Consider the following 14245-nt stretch of genomic DNA (forward strand, 5'->3'; position numbering starts at 1 on the left):
CGCTTGGTGTTTGGGGTGAGTTTTCGGGGGTCAGGGTCGGCTTCAGGTTTCCGGCAGCGGGAGGTGTGAGCCCTTTCTCCATGGGGCTTGTGAGGAAAAGCGAACGCACTGCGTTCGCCCGAACAAGGGTTTGGGGATGAGGGGCAGCGTGCGGAGATGTTCCGGCATGGCGGCACGACCATCGCACGCAGCGGCGAGGCGGTCGCTATAATGGGAAGCGGGCTGCAGGTGCGTCCGCGCTTTTTTCTGCCCCGGCATCCATTCAATGCTGACCAGATAGACGCGCAGATTGTCCGTCACGCTCCAGCGATACACCACCCCGCGGCCATAGGCAGCCCGGATCTGTGCGCGCAGCATCAGCACCTGGACCCAGATGATGGGCCAGAGAAAGGCGAGCTGCGGCGGGAACCAGGCGGGAGGGTGAAAGAGTGACATGGCCCGCACTATACGTCAGCTCACGGAGGTGTCGGATAAGTTTGTTTGGGCGGCAGTGATTGCGGCAGGATGGGGTGGTTTGGATGGTGGATAAGCCCCACCACACGCGTCATCCCCGACCGCGCAGCGGTCTGGGGATCCATCTCTGAAGGCTGCCTCGGATACGTCATGTCATGACGCGCCTGCCGCCTCGTTCAGAGATGGGCGCCCAGATGGCCGTTGGCCATCGGGCGTGACGCGTGCGGGAGGTGACGAGCGCTCACGAGAACGGGACTCATGCTGAGCGAAGTCGAAGCATGACTGCCACAGGATTACATCCGTCTACGCCATGACCATGCATGACTAACCATGACCATACCGGACTATAGGCGACTATACCGGACCAGGCCGGACCAGTTTCAATGTTTTGCCCGGATGGTCTGGCCAGTCGGCGGTTTTGCGCGGCGCATAGTCGATACCGGGCACGCTTTCGAAAAAGGGGGCGCCGGCTTCCGGCAGGATCAGCGCCGTCAGCCGGCCGCCATGCACGGCGGCGGTATCGATGCCCGTGGCATGGGGAAAACAGGCTGGCCCGTCCAGCCAGGGCTGGTGCCCGAAGATGACATGGCCGAACCGGCCGTCATAGATGTCTGCCCAGAACGGGTCCCCCGGCTGGTTGGCCCCCAGCGCGAGAAACTTTCCAGTCTCCGCTGAAACGTAACGCGTGCGCAGGATTTTCCGGAAGGCCTTGGCCCGGCGACCATGCCATCGGCTGGCTTCCTCCACCGTCTCCGGGAAACTGCGCTGCGTCCCCGGGATACCGCCATGCACGACCAGCGCGCCCCACGCCGACAGATGAAGGAACGGGATGGCAGTGGCGAGGTAGGCACGGTCATCTTCCGACAGCTCTGCATCCAGTGCGGGCAGCTCCGGCGCTTCGCGGGCCATGATACGCGCCACTTTCGGACGTTTCTGCGTGTTCACATAATAGCGCCGGTGGCGGTCTTCATGATTGCCTTCGACGAGCACAACCTCATAAGGCGCGGACTCGCTCAGTTGGCGGACGAATTTCACCACACCGGCCGGGTCCGGCCCCTTGTCGACCAGATCGCCGACAAAGACCAGCCGGTCACCGGCGCCAAGGTCCAGCTTCGCCAGCAGCGTCTCCAGCGGCCCGAGGGCGCCGTGCACGTCTCCGACGATGGCGGTCTTCATGCGCGCGTCTCCATCATTGACGGGGATAGCAGCACCGGCCCCGGCCGTGAAGCGCGCGGGCTTTCGCTGACGCATTGACGGATGCCCTTGCAGGTGGAACCTAGCGGGCATGCTGAATCTTCCTGCCAGACCCGCCACCGCCGCGATGCTGATTGCCTCGCTTCTCGCTTCTGCCCCGGCCGCCATGGCGGACGCGCCTGTCAGGACGGTCTATGCCGATGCGACGCTGATTGACGGCACGGGCGCCCCTGCCCTGACCCATCAGGACATCATTGTCGAGGGCGAGCGCATTGTTGCCATCGTGCCGCACGGCGATCCGGCCGCGCAGGAAGCGACGTCCGCCATGATCGTCGATCTCTCCGGCGCATATGTCATCCCCGGCCTGATCGACACCCATGTGCACATGGCCACGCCGCCCGCCCCTGCCATGGCGAAGGCCATGCTGCGCCGGAACGTCTATGGCGGCGTCACCGCCGTGCGCGACATGGCCGACGATGTACGCTCCGTCGCGGAACTGGCGCGCGAGGCCCGCTATGAAGAGATCCCCGGACCGGACATTTATTATGTCGCCCTCTTCGCCGGCCGGATGTTCTTTGCCGACCCGCGCGTCGCGGCGGCCAGCCAGGGCTACAAGCCCGGCACCGCGCCGTGGATGCAGGCGATTGACCGGGAGACCGACCTGAAAGACGCCGTCACCCTCGCCCGCGGCACCGGCGCGACGGCGATCAAGATCTATGCCGACCTGCCGGGAGACCTCGTTGCCGCCATCACGGAAGAAGCGCAGCGTCAGGGCCTGAAAGTCTGGGCACACAGCGCGGTTTTTCCCAGCAAGCCCTCCGAAGGGATCGATGCGGGCGTCGATACGGTGAGCCATGTCTGCTACCTCGCCTACGAAACCGGGACGCAGATGCTGGATGCCTATGAAGACCGCACGCCGGTGGACGAGACCTATCTGGAACAGCCGGAAGACCCGGTGATGGCCGGCCTGTTCGCCCGCATGGTGGACCACGGCACCATTCTCGATGCGACCGGCAGCCTGTTCGTGCTGCAGGAGGCCGAGCGCAAGGCGGACCCGAACGCGAAGCCGCTGCGCTGCACCGGCGCGGCGACCACCCGGCTGACCCGGCAGGCCTGGAAAGCGGGCGTGCCGATCTCGACCGGCACGGATACCGTCTCCGGCGCAGACCATGCCTGGCCGGATGTGTTCGACGAGCTCTTCTTCCTGGCGGAAGATGTCGGGATGCCGGCGGTTGAGGTGATCCATTCGGCCACGGAAGTCGGCGCTGAGGCGATCGGCGTGGCGGATGAGATGGGCACAGTTGCGCCCGGCAAGCTCGCCAATTTCGTCGTGCTGGCGGATGACCCGCTGGCCGACATCGAAAACATCCGCTCCATCCGGATGACGGTGAAGCGCGGCACGCAATACCGCCGGGCGGACTATCCGCCGGTGACCGAAGAGGAGTTGAGCGGTGAGCATTGACCGGAGAGGCTTCCTGGCTGGCATGGCCGCCGTATCGGGCTGTGCGGCAAGCGGTGCACAGCCGATGGCCGGTAGCGGCGCAGACCGTGACATGATCGTCGTCAACGCCCTCGGCGGGCTCGGCGATCCGAACCATCCAGGCGACAGCCTTGTGCCGGATGTGTCGCCGCGCGTGCTGGCCGAGGCGCACGCCTCCGGCCTGACGGCGGTGAACGTCACGCTCGGCTACGTCGCCGGGCCGCAGGATCCTTTCGAAGCGTCCGTGAACGACATTGCCGCGACCGATGCGCTGGTGCGCGCGCATCCGGCGAACCTGATGAAGGTCTACACCGCGGCAGACATCCGCCGGGCGAAGGATGAAGGCAGGATCGGGCTGATCTATGGCTTCCAGAACGGCGCCATGATGGGCGACAAGCCGGAACGGGTCGACACGTTCGCGAACCTCGGTGTACGTATCTTCCAGCTGACCTATAACCCCGCCAACCAGCTCGGCGACGGCTCCATGGCGCCGGAGAACCGGGGCATCACGGCGCTTGGCCGGGAGGTGATCGCGCGCTGCAATGCGAACCATGTGATGGTGGACCTGTCACACAGCGGCGAGCAGACCTGCCTTGAAGCGGCGCGAGCTTCGGCCCAGCCGGTCTCGATCAATCATACGGGCTGCCGCGCGCTGACCGATCTGCCGCGCAACAAGACTGATGAAGAGCTGCGCCTGGTGGCGGAGCGCGGCGGCTTTGTCGGCATCTATTTCATGCCCTTCCTGAACCCCACCGGCCACGCAACGGCGGCGGATGTGGTGGCGCATCTGGAGCATGCGGTGAACATCTGCGGCGAAGACCAGGTCGGCATCGGCACCGATGGCAGCGTCACGCAGATCGACGACCTCGCCGCTTATGAAGCCGTGCTGGTGAAAGAGATCGCCGAGCGCCGCGCCGCGGGCATCAGCGCCAAAGGCGAACGACCGGATACATATCCGTTCGTCGTCGACCTGCGCGGGCCGGACCAGTTCCGCAAACTGCAGAGGTTGCTGGCGGCGAAGGGCTGGAGCTCAGCCCGGATCGAAAAGATCATGGGACTGAACTTCCTGCGCTACGCGGAGACGATCTGGGGCGCTTGAAGCAACCCCAAAGAGCCCACGCTTATGCTTCGACTTCGCTCAGCATGAGCGCTACGGACTTGCGACAAGACCGGAACTCATCCTGAGCGAAGTCGAAGGATCAAAAGCCTGATGCACTCTCATTGTTTGAATGTCCTAAGGCCATTTAGAGACTAACTTACACGCTTCAAGCTAGTTGAGCGCTTGCTCGACCGGCAGATAGGATTTCCATCAATGGTGTGGTATGTTGTCAACCAAATGTGGTTTCTCATTTAAATTCAGGGGCAAACCTATGACGACAAAGCGCCCGCATAATACCGTTTCATCATTGGTCGATCCGGACCCGATCAGCATCGTGCTCGGTGTCATTGGCGCTATTGGCTCTATTGGCTGGATTTATGATAAGACCCGCGACGCCCATGACCGACGAGCGGCAAGACGAGATGCCCGTGACAGGGCTAGATCTACCGTACGCAGCATAAGGCACGAATGCCGCACACTATCGGAAGCATGTGAAGATCTAATCTTGATTCTTCGGGACGCTGAAATCGAAGGCACGTCAGCGATCAACAAAATTTTCCGACTCGGCAATACGAAAATCTACCTGAATCGGCAGCGAATGGGAGAAGTTGCAGTGATCGCCGCTCAAGTAGGCGGTGCATTTGGCAAACTTCACTCACAAATTAGGAGCCTATTGACACTAGAACCAGACGTGGCGGCAGAAGCACACACTCGACTTATTGAGTTGAACGTGGACGTTTCGACTACGCTCAATTCAATAATATATGGCGAAATGACCAACGATGAGGCACTTTCCAGTCTTCTCGACTTGATCAGAAAAATTGAACAGGCATTCGACTTTTCTGAGTTGGACGACGAAAATTTCTGACACACCTCACAGCGGAATATTGTCGTGCTTCTTCCACGGGTTTTCCAGCTGCTTGTTTTTCAGCGTGCGGAGAGATTTGGCGACGCGGCGGCGGGTTGAGTGGGGCATGATGATGTCGTCGATATAGCCCTTGCGCGCGGCGACGTACGGGTTTGCAAAATTGTCCTCGTACATCTTCGTGTGCGCAGCGATCTTCTCGGGATCGCCGATGTCCTTGCGGAAGATGATTTCCACTGCGCCCTTGGCGCCCATCACGGCGATCTCGGCCGTCGGCCAGGCATAGTTCACGTCGCCGCGCAGGTGCTTGGAGCTCATCACGTCATACGCGCCGCCATAGGCCTTCCGTGTAATGACGGTAACTTTCGGAACCGTGGCTTCGGCATAGGCGAAGAGCAGCTTCGCGCCGTGCTTGATGAGGCCGCCATATTCCTGCTTGGTGCCCGGCATGAAGCCCGGCACGTCCACGAAGGTGACGATCGGGATGTTGAAACAGTCGCAGAAGCGCACGAAACGCGCCGCCTTGCGGGAGGCGTCGATGTCCAGAACGCCGGCCAGCGTCATCGGCTGGTTGGCGACGAAGCCCACGGTCGAGCCCTCAATCCGGCCGAAGCCGCAAAGCACGTTGGCGCCGAATTTCGGGCTGATCTCGAAGAAGTCGCCTTCGTCGGCCACTTTCTCGATCAGCTCGCGCATGTCGTAGGGCGAGTTCGGGTTCGGCGGGATCAGCGTGTCGAGACTCTCATCGATGCGCTCAACGTCGTCGAACACGTCACGCACCGGCGGATCTTCGCGGTTGGATCCCGGCAGGAAGTCGATCAGGCGGCGCATCTGCACCAGCGCCTCGATGTCGTTCTCGAACGCGCCGTCCACCACGCCGGACTTGGCCGCGTGCACGGAAGCGCCGCCGAGCGTCTCGTGGGTAACTTCCTCATTCGTCACGGTTTTCACCACGTCCGGGCCGGTGACGTACATGTAGGAGGTGTCCTTCACCATGAAGATGAAGTCCGTCATGGCCGGGGAATAGACGTCCCCACCCGCGCACGGCCCCATGATGACGGAGATCTGCGGGATCACGCCGGAGGAGAGCACGTTCTCCATGAAGATGTCGGCATAGCCAGCCAGCGAGTCGACGCCCTCCTGGATACGCGCGCCGCCGGCATCAAAAATGCCGATGACCGGGGCGCCGACACGGGCCGCCGCCTGCTGGACCTTCACGATCTTCGCGGCGTGGGCCTTGGAGAGCGAACCGCCGAAGACGGTGAAGTCTTTCGAGAAGACATAAACGAGGCGGCCATTGACCGTGCCCTGGCCGGTGACGACGCCGTCACCCGGGATGCGCTGGCTTTCCATGCCGAAATCGGAGCACTGGTGCTCCACGAACATGTCATACTCTTCGAAGCTGCCTTCATCGAGCAGGACGGAGATCCGTTCGCGCGCCGTCAGCTTGCCTTTGGCGTGCTGGGATTCGATCCGCCGCTCACCGCCGCCGAGGCGGGCCTGTTCGCGTTTCTGCTCCAGTGCCTCGATCACATCCTGCATTCGCCCGGGCTCCTTGCCAAAAGAGTGTCATATGTTTTGTCCGAAGTGCTTGATAATCGCCCCAATTTCAATGGCAAGGGCAAGCGGGAGGCAATCTCGCCGCTCCCCCCGCGGATTGCCGCAGCGTCATCGCGCTTCCGGGGCGGATGGCTGACAGGGCGGCCCGTTCCTTGCTAGCGTCCGGAGAGCCCTTCCGGAACGGGATTCTCCAATGCGACCTGCCCTGCGCCCCCTGCTGCGAGCGACTGCCTTTGCAGGCCTTGTCATGATCTCTGCATGCCTTGATGCTGCATCAGAAACAGAGTGCGGGCCGGATGCGCTGGGGGTATCCCGCACGCTGTTGCTGACGCCTGAGTCGCCGCCGCCTTATGAACTTCTAAAGCGCGGCGAAGTGATCCTCACCTTTGATGACGGCCCGGCCTGGTACCGCACCAAGCGCGTCATGAATGAACTGTCGAAAGAGTGCACACAGGCCACCTTCTTCCTTCAGGGAAACAAGGCGGAAGCCTGGCCCGGCATCGCAAAATCGATCCGCGAGGCCGGCCATTCGGTCGGCAGCCATAGCTGGGATCATGCGAACCTGGCCGACCTGCCGCTGGATGAGGCCGTGGCGAACGCCCGGCATGGCCAGGCGGCCGTGTCCGCGGCAATCGGAGAGGACACACCGCTTTTCCGCTTTCCCTTCATCGCCACCACGCCGGAATTGTCTGAAGCGATCAGGAAGGCCGGCCTGATCGACGTCACCGTGAGCGTGGACGGCGCCGACTGGACCGGGATTTCCCCGGAAGACTCCGTCGCGCAGATCCTGGCCATGCTGGAACAGCACGACCGGCGCGGCATGGTGCTGCTGCACGATCCGTTTTCCAGATCCGCGCGGCGTACGCGCCTTCTGCTGCAGTCATTGAAGACTGAGGGTTACCGCGTCGTCGCGCTGGAACAGCCGGGAAATTGATTCCCCTGTCTGGCGAACTGGCATACATCCTGCACCGTCTGCCCGATACGAAACTCCTGTTCCGGCTGCCATGATTACCCAAATCCGAACTGCCCTGTTTTCCGCCATCCTGTTCGCCATCGGCTTTGTTGTCGTGGCGATCCCGCTGTCGCTCGGCCTGCGTGCAGCGACCCCGATGCCGGACCTGCTCGTCCTCAGCCCGAAACTGGAGGCCTACAAGGCCGCGCCGGAGAAATACGATACCGTCTTTATCGGCAGCTCGCGCACCTTCTACCATATCCTGCCGGACGCGGTGGAAGCCGGCGCGGCGGAAGCCGGCTGCCCCAACTGGAACGTCTACAATCTCGGCGTCTTCGGCCTGACCGGCGCCGAGCAGGACTGGATGATCGACCAGGTGACCGCAGCAGGCGGGGACTCGCTGAAGCGGATCGTGATCGAGGACGCGCTGCCGAACGAGCGCACGCTGGACGGCGTCACCACCAACCGCGCGCGCTATTTCAGCAGCCCGGACATGTGGCCGGCCCAGATCGCCAGCATCACCTCCTATCCGGAATCGCTGCCGAAGCGCGTATTCCGGGGCGGCATGTTCGCACTGGGAACGGGCTTCGACCTCTCCGGTGTCGGCCGGGGCGCGGAACTCCTGTTCCCGCCCGGCGATCCGGAAGAGCCGAAAAGCTTCGACCTGTCGAATGACGGCTTCGAGGCGCTGGGCTCGATCATGACCCCGGACATCGAAGCCCGCCGCCAGGATTTCGAGGACAAGCCGGATCAGTTCAAACAGGACCTCGCCCTTTATGGCGCACATAGCGACGAAGATGTCAGCGCCCGCGCGGCCTATCTGGCTCAGCGGCTGGACCGGCTGAATGCGCGCGGCCTGAACGCAGCGCTTTATATCTCGCCAGACCTGCCGGAACTCGACCGCACACCGCGCACAGGCGAAGCGGTCAAGGCGCTTGGCGACTACAAGGTGCTGAACTTCAACCGGCCGGATGTCTATCCGGAGCTGTTCGAGCGCGACCTCTGGTTCGACTTCAGCCATTTCGGCGAAACCGGCGCGCGCATGCTGAGCCGCAAAGTGGGCGCGGAATACTGCGCCATGTCATCCACCGGAAAGGACACGGTCGCCAATGCTGTTCGTTGAAGCCCGCTTTTTCCTCTTTTTCGGCATCGTCTTCGGTCTTGTCTGGGCGCTGCGCAGCAATCTGTGGCGCAAGCGCGTTCTGACGCTGGCCTCCTATGTGTTCTATGGCGCGTGGGACTGGCGGTTCCTCGGCCTGATCATGCTGGTGACGATTGTCAGCTATCTGGTCGGCAATGCGGCCACCCTGCCCGAGTCAGAAACGAAGAAGCGCAAATGGGCGCTCGGCGCCGGTATCGTGTTTTCCTTGTGCGTCCTCGGACTGTTCAAGTACTTCAACTTCTTCGCTGACAGTTTTGTCGACTTTGCGGGCCTCATGGGTTTCAGCGCCGGTCATGTGACGCTGAACCTTGTGCTGCCGGTGGGCATCAGCTTCTACACCTTCCAGGCCATCTCCTACATGGTGGATGTCCACCGCGGCGTGATCGGCGCGCGGCGCAGCTTCCTGGATGTGGCCTTCTATATCGCCTTCTTCCCGCAGCTCGTGGCCGGCCCGATCGTGCGCGCCTCGGACTTCATTCCTCAGATGGACACCGCGCGGAAGTGGAGCGACGTCGCCGTGCGGGCGAGCGTGGCCCTGTTCCTGGTAGGCTTCTTCAAGAAGGCCTGCGTGTCAGACAATATCGCGCCCTATGTTGACCTTATCTTCGCGGATCCGTCCGCCTACACCGCGCATAGCGTGATCGCAGGTGTGCTGCTCTACGGCATCCAGATCTATTGCGACTTCTCGGGTTATTCCGACATGGCCATCGCAACGGCCGGCCTGCTGGGATACAAATTCCCGCCGAACTTCAACTCGCCGTACCTGTCGCGCGACATCCAGATCTTCTGGCGCCGGTGGCATATCTCTCTTTCGAGCTGGCTGCGCGACTATCTCTACATTCCGCTCGGCGGGAACCGCAAAGGCGACATGCGCCGCGATGTGAACCTGATGACCACGATGGTGCTCGGCGGCCTGTGGCACGGCGCATCCTTCAACTTCATCATCTGGGGCTTCCTGCACGGCCTCGCCCTGATGGTGGAGCGGACCTGGAGCGATCACGTCGCCAAGCGCTTCAATCCGATGGGCCTGATCGGCATCATCATCGGCACAGCGATGACCTATTACTGGGTGAACCTCGCCTGGATCTTCTTCCGCGCCCCGACACTGGAGGAATCCCTTGCCATCGCGAAGACTTATGTCACGTTCAGCTCGGAGGGCTCGCAGAGCCTGCCGGCCGTGGTGTGGCCATTCATCCTGGCGATGGGCGTATTCCACATCATCAGCCACAGGATCAAGCTGGGCGAAATGCTGGCGCAGATCCCGCCCGCCCGCTTCGCGCTGGCCACGGGTGCCCTTGCTGCACTGGCGCTGTCCTTCGTACCGCTCGGCTACCGGCCCTTCATCTACTTCCAGTTCTGATACGCAGCTGAACCCGAACAAGAGACGCCCCGGATGTTCGGTCCGGGGCGTTTTTCCTTTTCTGTCTTTTTGACTGAAAACCTGTGAGCGTTTACCACCGCCCCCGGCGATCGCCATACCGATGGTGTCCACTGCGATAAGGGATGCCCTGAATGTCGGTCACATGGCCATGACGGACCGTACAACTGACACTGCTATCGAAGTCATGGCGCCGGCCCTCGAACTCCACTTCACGGAATCGAATGGTGTAACCAGCCCAGCCAAAAGGTTGCGCCCATGCCCTGCTGTCGAAATCGACGTCACGATACCCAAGCCGGCGGGCTTCGTATTTGATACCGGCACGGCAGGCCCGTATGGCCTCGCGGCTCATCCGGTCACGGTCGTTCGGAGTATATCCGCGTGTGGCACCACGATAGCTGTATGCGGCCGGGCGATAATCATCGCCGCCATGTCCAACCTCGATAAAGAGTGTGGAAGTGTCACCAATATCCGTGACAACAGCCGCCCGGAGCTGCGGACTGTCCGCTGCGGCAGGGAGTGCGAAGAGCGCCGACGCAGCAAGGGCAACGGCAGCCGCTCCAGAAGTCATGACGTGTTTCATCATGGCTTTCAGAAAACACGACGTACCGGAACGGATGCTGAAATACGCGTTCACATCCCGTTGCCGGACAAATAGGGCATCGCCTATTCGTTTCGACACAAAAATGACCAATTGCGCCACAATTCGCCTGATCGGGGATTTTTGCAGCGGACCTTCTGGTCACAACTGCAGTTTTTCCAACCATTCCTATAATTAAGGTGACGAAACTCCGTGACACAGGCATGCGGGTGGATAAACCGACAATCCAGAACGGATGGTGGAGCCATGAAAAAATCATTGGCCTTTACGGCAACGGCTGTTTCGCTCGCGGTACTGATGACTGCATGCGGTGGCGGCGGCGGCACAAGCAGCGGCGGCGACCCCGGCGGCATACCCACGCCTGTGCCTCCGCCCCCTCCTCCACCGCCACCTCCGCCGCCTCCGCCACCACCTCCGCCGCCGCCGCCACCTCCGGCGTCAATCGGGGACTCCGCTTTCGAAACGCAGGCAAGCACGTCCCGCCTCCTGACCCAGGCGACGTTCGGCCCGACCACGGAAGATCTCGACCGGCTGACGGGAACCAGCGGCTCGGCCTGGCTCGCTCAGGAATTCGCCAAACCGGCGACTCTCAACCTCGACTGGGTCGTGAACTTCATGGACCAGCCGAATTCCCGCACGATCGAGGGCTATATCAATGACCGCGGCGGTGCGGCGCCGACCTATTCCTTCTGGATAAATGCGATCACGGCCGACGATCAGCTGCGCCAGCGCGTGGCCTTCGCCCTGTCGCAGATCATCGTCGTGTCTCACCATGAAACTGCCAGCGCCACCTATAACCGGCCGCGCGCGGTAGCCTACTACCAGGACATCCTGACCCGGAACGCATTCGGCAACTATCGAGACATTCTGGAAGAGATCACCTATTCGCCAGCGATGGGTCTCTATCTGACCTACTACCAGAACCAGAAGGAAGACCCGGCCACCCAGCGCATGCCCGACGAGAACTATGCGCGGGAAATCATGCAGCTGTTCACGATCGGCCTGAACGAGCTGAACCTCGACGGAACCGAGAAGACCGGCGCCGACGGACAGCCCATTCCGACCTATGATAATACCGATGTGACAGGGCTCGCCAAAGTGTTCACCGGGCTCAGCCTGAACAGCGGTGGCTTTTTCGACTCCATCTGGGACGTACCGGAAAGCCTCCAGTCGACCCCGATGAAGATGTTCCCTGAATATCATTCGACCTCGGCGAAGACGTTCCTCGGTGTGACAATTCCGGCCGGCACGAGCGGAACGGAAAGCATCGACATTGCACTCGACACGCTTTTCGAACACCCGAACCTCGCCCCTTTCATCAGCCGACAGATGATCCAGCGGCTGGTAACAAGTGACCCGTCACCTGATTATGTCAGGCGGGTGGCAACGGCATTCGAGAACGGAAACTACACCCTGCCGGACGGCACAATTGTCGGCGACGGCCGCCGCGGCTCGATGGAAGCCCTGGTCGCAGCGATCCTGATGGATTCCGAGGCGCGGTCTGATCAGATGCTGGCCTTCGACACGTTCGGCAAGATCCGGGAGCCCGCCATCCGCTTCGTGCAATGGGCCCGCGCGTTCGACGCCTCGACCGTCACACCACAGAATTCGTTCGACCCATACGACCCGACCACGCGGGCAGACCTCGGTCAGTCCCCCTATGAATCCCCGTCGGTCTTCAACTTCTACCGGCCGGGATATATTGCACCGGGCAGCGCCACCGGGGCCGCAGGCATGACCGTTCCGGAATTGCAGATCACGAACAGTTCAACTCTGGTCGGATATGCCAATTTCATGGGGCACTTTGCCTTTGCTGAAGCCCTGAACGGCAACGACCAGCACAATTCCAGTTTCATCCCGGACTATACCGATGAACGCGCGCTGGCGAGCAACCCGGCCGCCCTGGTCGATCATCTCGATACGCTGCTCGCTTCCGGACAGCTGACCGATGGAACCCGGAACAATATCGTACAGACGGTTCAGGCCATTCCCCTGACGAATGAGAACGTCGCCAACTATGACGGAGAACTGACACGGATCGGCACCGCCGTTCTGATGGTCATGACGTCCCCTGATTACCTCGTGCAGCGCTAGGAGACGGACATGACGATTTCCCGCAGACACCTCCTCAAAGGCATCGGTGCCGGGGCGCTGAGCGCCGCAACCCTGACAACACTCGGCAATGCCATGTACGGCTTCCAGGCGGCCAACGCCGCAGAAGTCACTGGCTACAAGGCCTTGGTCTGCATCTTCCTGCTCGGCGGATGTGACACGCACGATGTGCTGCTGCCCTACGACCAGTCGTCCTATGACAGTTTCCGGAATATCCGCAGTTCCATGTTCGGCGGATACAATGGCAGCCGGGACCGGAGCCAGTTGCTGCAGCTGTCGCCCACAAATGCCAGTGATTTCGGCGGCCGGCAGTTTGCCATGCCACCAGAAATGAGCGGCCTGCACGGCTTGTTCGAGTCTGGCGATGCAGCCTTCGTTGCCAATACCGGCCCGCTGATCCAGCCGCTAAACCGTTCGCAATGGCAAAGCGGAACCGTGCCGGTGCCAAAACAGCTGTTCTCGCACAACGACCAGCAGTCGACCTGGGCAGCGAGCGCCCCGGAAGGCGCACAATATGGATGGGGTGGCCGGTTTGCCGATGCGTCCGTCCTGTCTGGCGCGAACAACAACCGGGAATTCAGCACGATCACGACGGTCGGGAATGAATTGTTCCTGACGGGACAGGAAGTCCTGCCCTACCAGATCGGCACGAATGGCGCGGATGAGATCGACATCCTCGACGATTTCAGCAATTCCGACATCACGAACTTGCTACGCCGTCATTTCTCGGCAAGCGACTTCAATGACAGCAACCTGATTGAAAAGGATGTGGCCCGGATCGCGGACAAGTCCGTTGTCCTGAACGAGGCCTACAACCAGGCCGTGGCGAACCTCGTCCCGATCTCGACCCAGTTCCCGCAATCCTATCTTGGCTCCCAGATGAAGGCGATCGCAAACGCTATCGCCATCCGGGACAGCCTGTCAGTCCGCCGGCAGGTGTTTTTCGCCGCGATTGGCGGGTTCGACACGCACTCCACCCAGGCGGCGGACCTGCCGGGTCACCTATCGGAAGTGTCAGCAGCGATCACCGCCTTCCACGCCGCCATGAAGGAGCTGGGTGTGGGCAATGATGTGACCACGTTCACCGCGTCGGATTTCGGCCGCACACTCGCCGCCAATGGCGACGGCACCGATCATGGCTGGGGCTCTCACCACATTGTGGTCGGCGGAGCCGTACAGGGCCAGCGGATTTATGGCGATGTGCCCCCGGCAGAGTTCGGGCATTCACAGGACGCCGACAGCGGCCGCCTGATCCCGACAATCTCGGTTGAGCAATATGCTGAGCCGATGGGCCGCTGGTTCGGACTGAGCGATAGCGACCTCGCCGCCGCCCTGCCGAACCTCGGCAACTTTACGGCCCCCAACCCGGTGCAGAACATCCTGTAGCGC

12 protein-coding genes are annotated in these 14245 nt (G+C 61.7%); 8 read left to right on the forward strand and 4 right to left on the reverse strand.

The window, feature by feature from the left end; genetic code table 11:
• Positions 1 to 42: 42 nt before the first annotated feature.
• Both HJA_RS15970 and HJA_RS15975 read right to left on the reverse strand, forming a co-directional pair.
• Positions 43 to 435, reverse strand: a complete 393-nt coding sequence (locus HJA_RS15970; protein WP_035584145.1) for a hypothetical protein — start codon at positions 433 to 435, stop codon at positions 43 to 45.
• 372 nt (positions 436 to 807) lie between these two features.
• Positions 808 to 1629, reverse strand: coding sequence for a metallophosphoesterase family protein (locus tag HJA_RS15975; RefSeq protein WP_081814772.1), 822 nt, complete (start codon positions 1627 to 1629; stop codon positions 808 to 810).
• Between the two features lie 109 nt (positions 1630 to 1738).
• On the opposite strand from HJA_RS15975, the gene HJA_RS15980 reads away from it, so the two are divergent.
• The 3 genes from HJA_RS15980 (at position 1739) to HJA_RS18590 (ending at position 5094) form a co-directional block, all read left to right on the forward strand.
• Positions 1739 to 3109: an amidohydrolase family protein gene (locus HJA_RS15980; RefSeq protein ID WP_035584148.1), complete on the forward strand. Its 1371-nt coding sequence runs from the start codon at positions 1739 to 1741 to the stop codon at positions 3107 to 3109.
• 22 nt (positions 3110 to 3131) lie between these two features.
• Positions 3132 to 4226: a dipeptidase gene (locus tag HJA_RS15985; RefSeq protein ID WP_199285809.1), complete on the forward strand. Its 1095-nt coding sequence runs from the start codon at positions 3132 to 3134 to the stop codon at positions 4224 to 4226.
• A gap of 271 nt (positions 4227 to 4497) precedes the next feature.
• Entirely contained in the window at positions 4498 to 5094 is a 597-nt protein-coding gene (locus tag HJA_RS18590) for a hypothetical protein (RefSeq protein WP_155840065.1), read from the forward strand.
• A gap of 6 nt (positions 5095 to 5100) precedes the next feature.
• Here HJA_RS18590 and HJA_RS15995 read toward each other — a convergent pair whose 3' ends face one another.
• Positions 5101 to 6633 (reverse strand): acyl-CoA carboxylase subunit beta, encoded by a 1533-nt coding sequence (locus HJA_RS15995; protein WP_035584153.1) that lies wholly within the window; start codon positions 6631 to 6633, stop codon positions 5101 to 5103.
• A 211-nt stretch (positions 6634 to 6844) separates the two neighbouring features.
• On the opposite strand from HJA_RS15995, the gene HJA_RS16000 reads away from it, so the two are divergent.
• From HJA_RS16000 to HJA_RS16010, 3 genes are all read left to right on the forward strand, one after another.
• Positions 6845 to 7585 carry a polysaccharide deacetylase family protein gene (locus HJA_RS16000; RefSeq protein WP_051597793.1) on the forward strand — a complete coding sequence of 247 codons (741 nt, stop codon included), beginning with the start codon at positions 6845 to 6847 and terminating at the stop codon, positions 7583 to 7585.
• A 70-nt stretch (positions 7586 to 7655) separates the two neighbouring features.
• Complete coding sequence (locus HJA_RS16005; RefSeq protein ID WP_035584154.1) at positions 7656 to 8726, forward strand: hypothetical protein; 1071 nt, start codon at positions 7656 to 7658, stop codon at positions 8724 to 8726.
• A complete protein-coding gene (locus HJA_RS16010) occupies positions 8713 to 10125 on the forward strand; it encodes an MBOAT family O-acyltransferase (RefSeq protein ID WP_035584155.1) in 1413 nt (470 codons plus the stop codon). Before HJA_RS16005 ends, HJA_RS16010 begins: the two co-directional genes overlap by 14 nt.
• Before the next feature lie 91 nt (positions 10126 to 10216).
• Here HJA_RS16010 and HJA_RS16015 read toward each other — a convergent pair whose 3' ends face one another.
• Positions 10217 to 10714, reverse strand: a complete 498-nt coding sequence (locus HJA_RS16015; RefSeq protein WP_155840067.1) for a hypothetical protein — start codon at positions 10712 to 10714, stop codon at positions 10217 to 10219.
• A 276-nt stretch (positions 10715 to 10990) separates the two neighbouring features.
• Between HJA_RS16015 and HJA_RS16020 the strand changes: the two genes are divergently transcribed.
• The gene (locus tag HJA_RS16020) at positions 10991 to 12838 is read left to right on the forward strand and encodes a DUF1800 domain-containing protein (protein WP_162177082.1); all 1848 of its coding nucleotides are present in this window, start codon (positions 10991 to 10993) and stop codon (positions 12836 to 12838) included.
• A gap of 9 nt (positions 12839 to 12847) precedes the next feature.
• Entirely contained in the window at positions 12848 to 14242 is a 1395-nt protein-coding gene (locus HJA_RS16025; protein ID WP_081814767.1) for a DUF1501 domain-containing protein, read from the forward strand.
• Positions 14243 to 14245 lie beyond the last annotated feature (3 nt).

Origin of the sequence: Hyphomonas jannaschiana VP2 (assembly GCF_000685215.1) — a bacterium.
Lineage (GTDB): Bacteria > Pseudomonadota > Alphaproteobacteria > Caulobacterales > Hyphomonadaceae > Hyphomonas > Hyphomonas jannaschiana.

Bases quoted from the DNA above. Each gene is read 5' to 3' on its own strand.
- HJA_RS16005 (WP_035584154.1), top strand. From the start codon at position 7,656: ATGATTACCCAAATCCGAACTGCCCTGTTTTCCGCCATCCTGTTCGCC.
- HJA_RS16025 (WP_081814767.1), top strand. From the start codon at position 12,848: ATGACGATTTCCCGCAGACACCTCCTCAAAGGCATCGGTGCCGGGGCG.
- HJA_RS15985 (WP_199285809.1), top strand. From the start codon at position 3,132: ATGGCCGCCGTATCGGGCTGTGCGGCAAGCGGTGCACAGCCGATGGCC.
- HJA_RS15975 (WP_081814772.1), bottom strand. From the start codon at position 1,629: ATGAAGACCGCCATCGTCGGAGACGTGCACGGCGCCCTCGGGCCGCTG.
- HJA_RS16015 (WP_155840067.1), bottom strand. From the start codon at position 10,714: ATGACTTCTGGAGCGGCTGCCGTTGCCCTTGCTGCGTCGGCGCTCTTC.
- HJA_RS16000 (WP_051597793.1), top strand. From the start codon at position 6,845: ATGCGACCTGCCCTGCGCCCCCTGCTGCGAGCGACTGCCTTTGCAGGC.
- HJA_RS15995 (WP_035584153.1), bottom strand. From the start codon at position 6,633: ATGCAGGATGTGATCGAGGCACTGGAGCAGAAACGCGAACAGGCCCGC.
- HJA_RS16020 (WP_162177082.1), top strand. From the start codon at position 10,991: ATGAAAAAATCATTGGCCTTTACGGCAACGGCTGTTTCGCTCGCGGTA.
- HJA_RS15970 (WP_035584145.1), bottom strand. From the start codon at position 435: ATGTCACTCTTTCACCCTCCCGCCTGGTTCCCGCCGCAGCTCGCCTTT.
- HJA_RS16010 (WP_035584155.1), top strand. From the start codon at position 8,713: ATGCTGTTCGTTGAAGCCCGCTTTTTCCTCTTTTTCGGCATCGTCTTC.
- HJA_RS15980 (WP_035584148.1), top strand. From the start codon at position 1,739: ATGCTGAATCTTCCTGCCAGACCCGCCACCGCCGCGATGCTGATTGCC.
- HJA_RS18590 (WP_155840065.1), top strand. From the start codon at position 4,498: ATGACGACAAAGCGCCCGCATAATACCGTTTCATCATTGGTCGATCCG.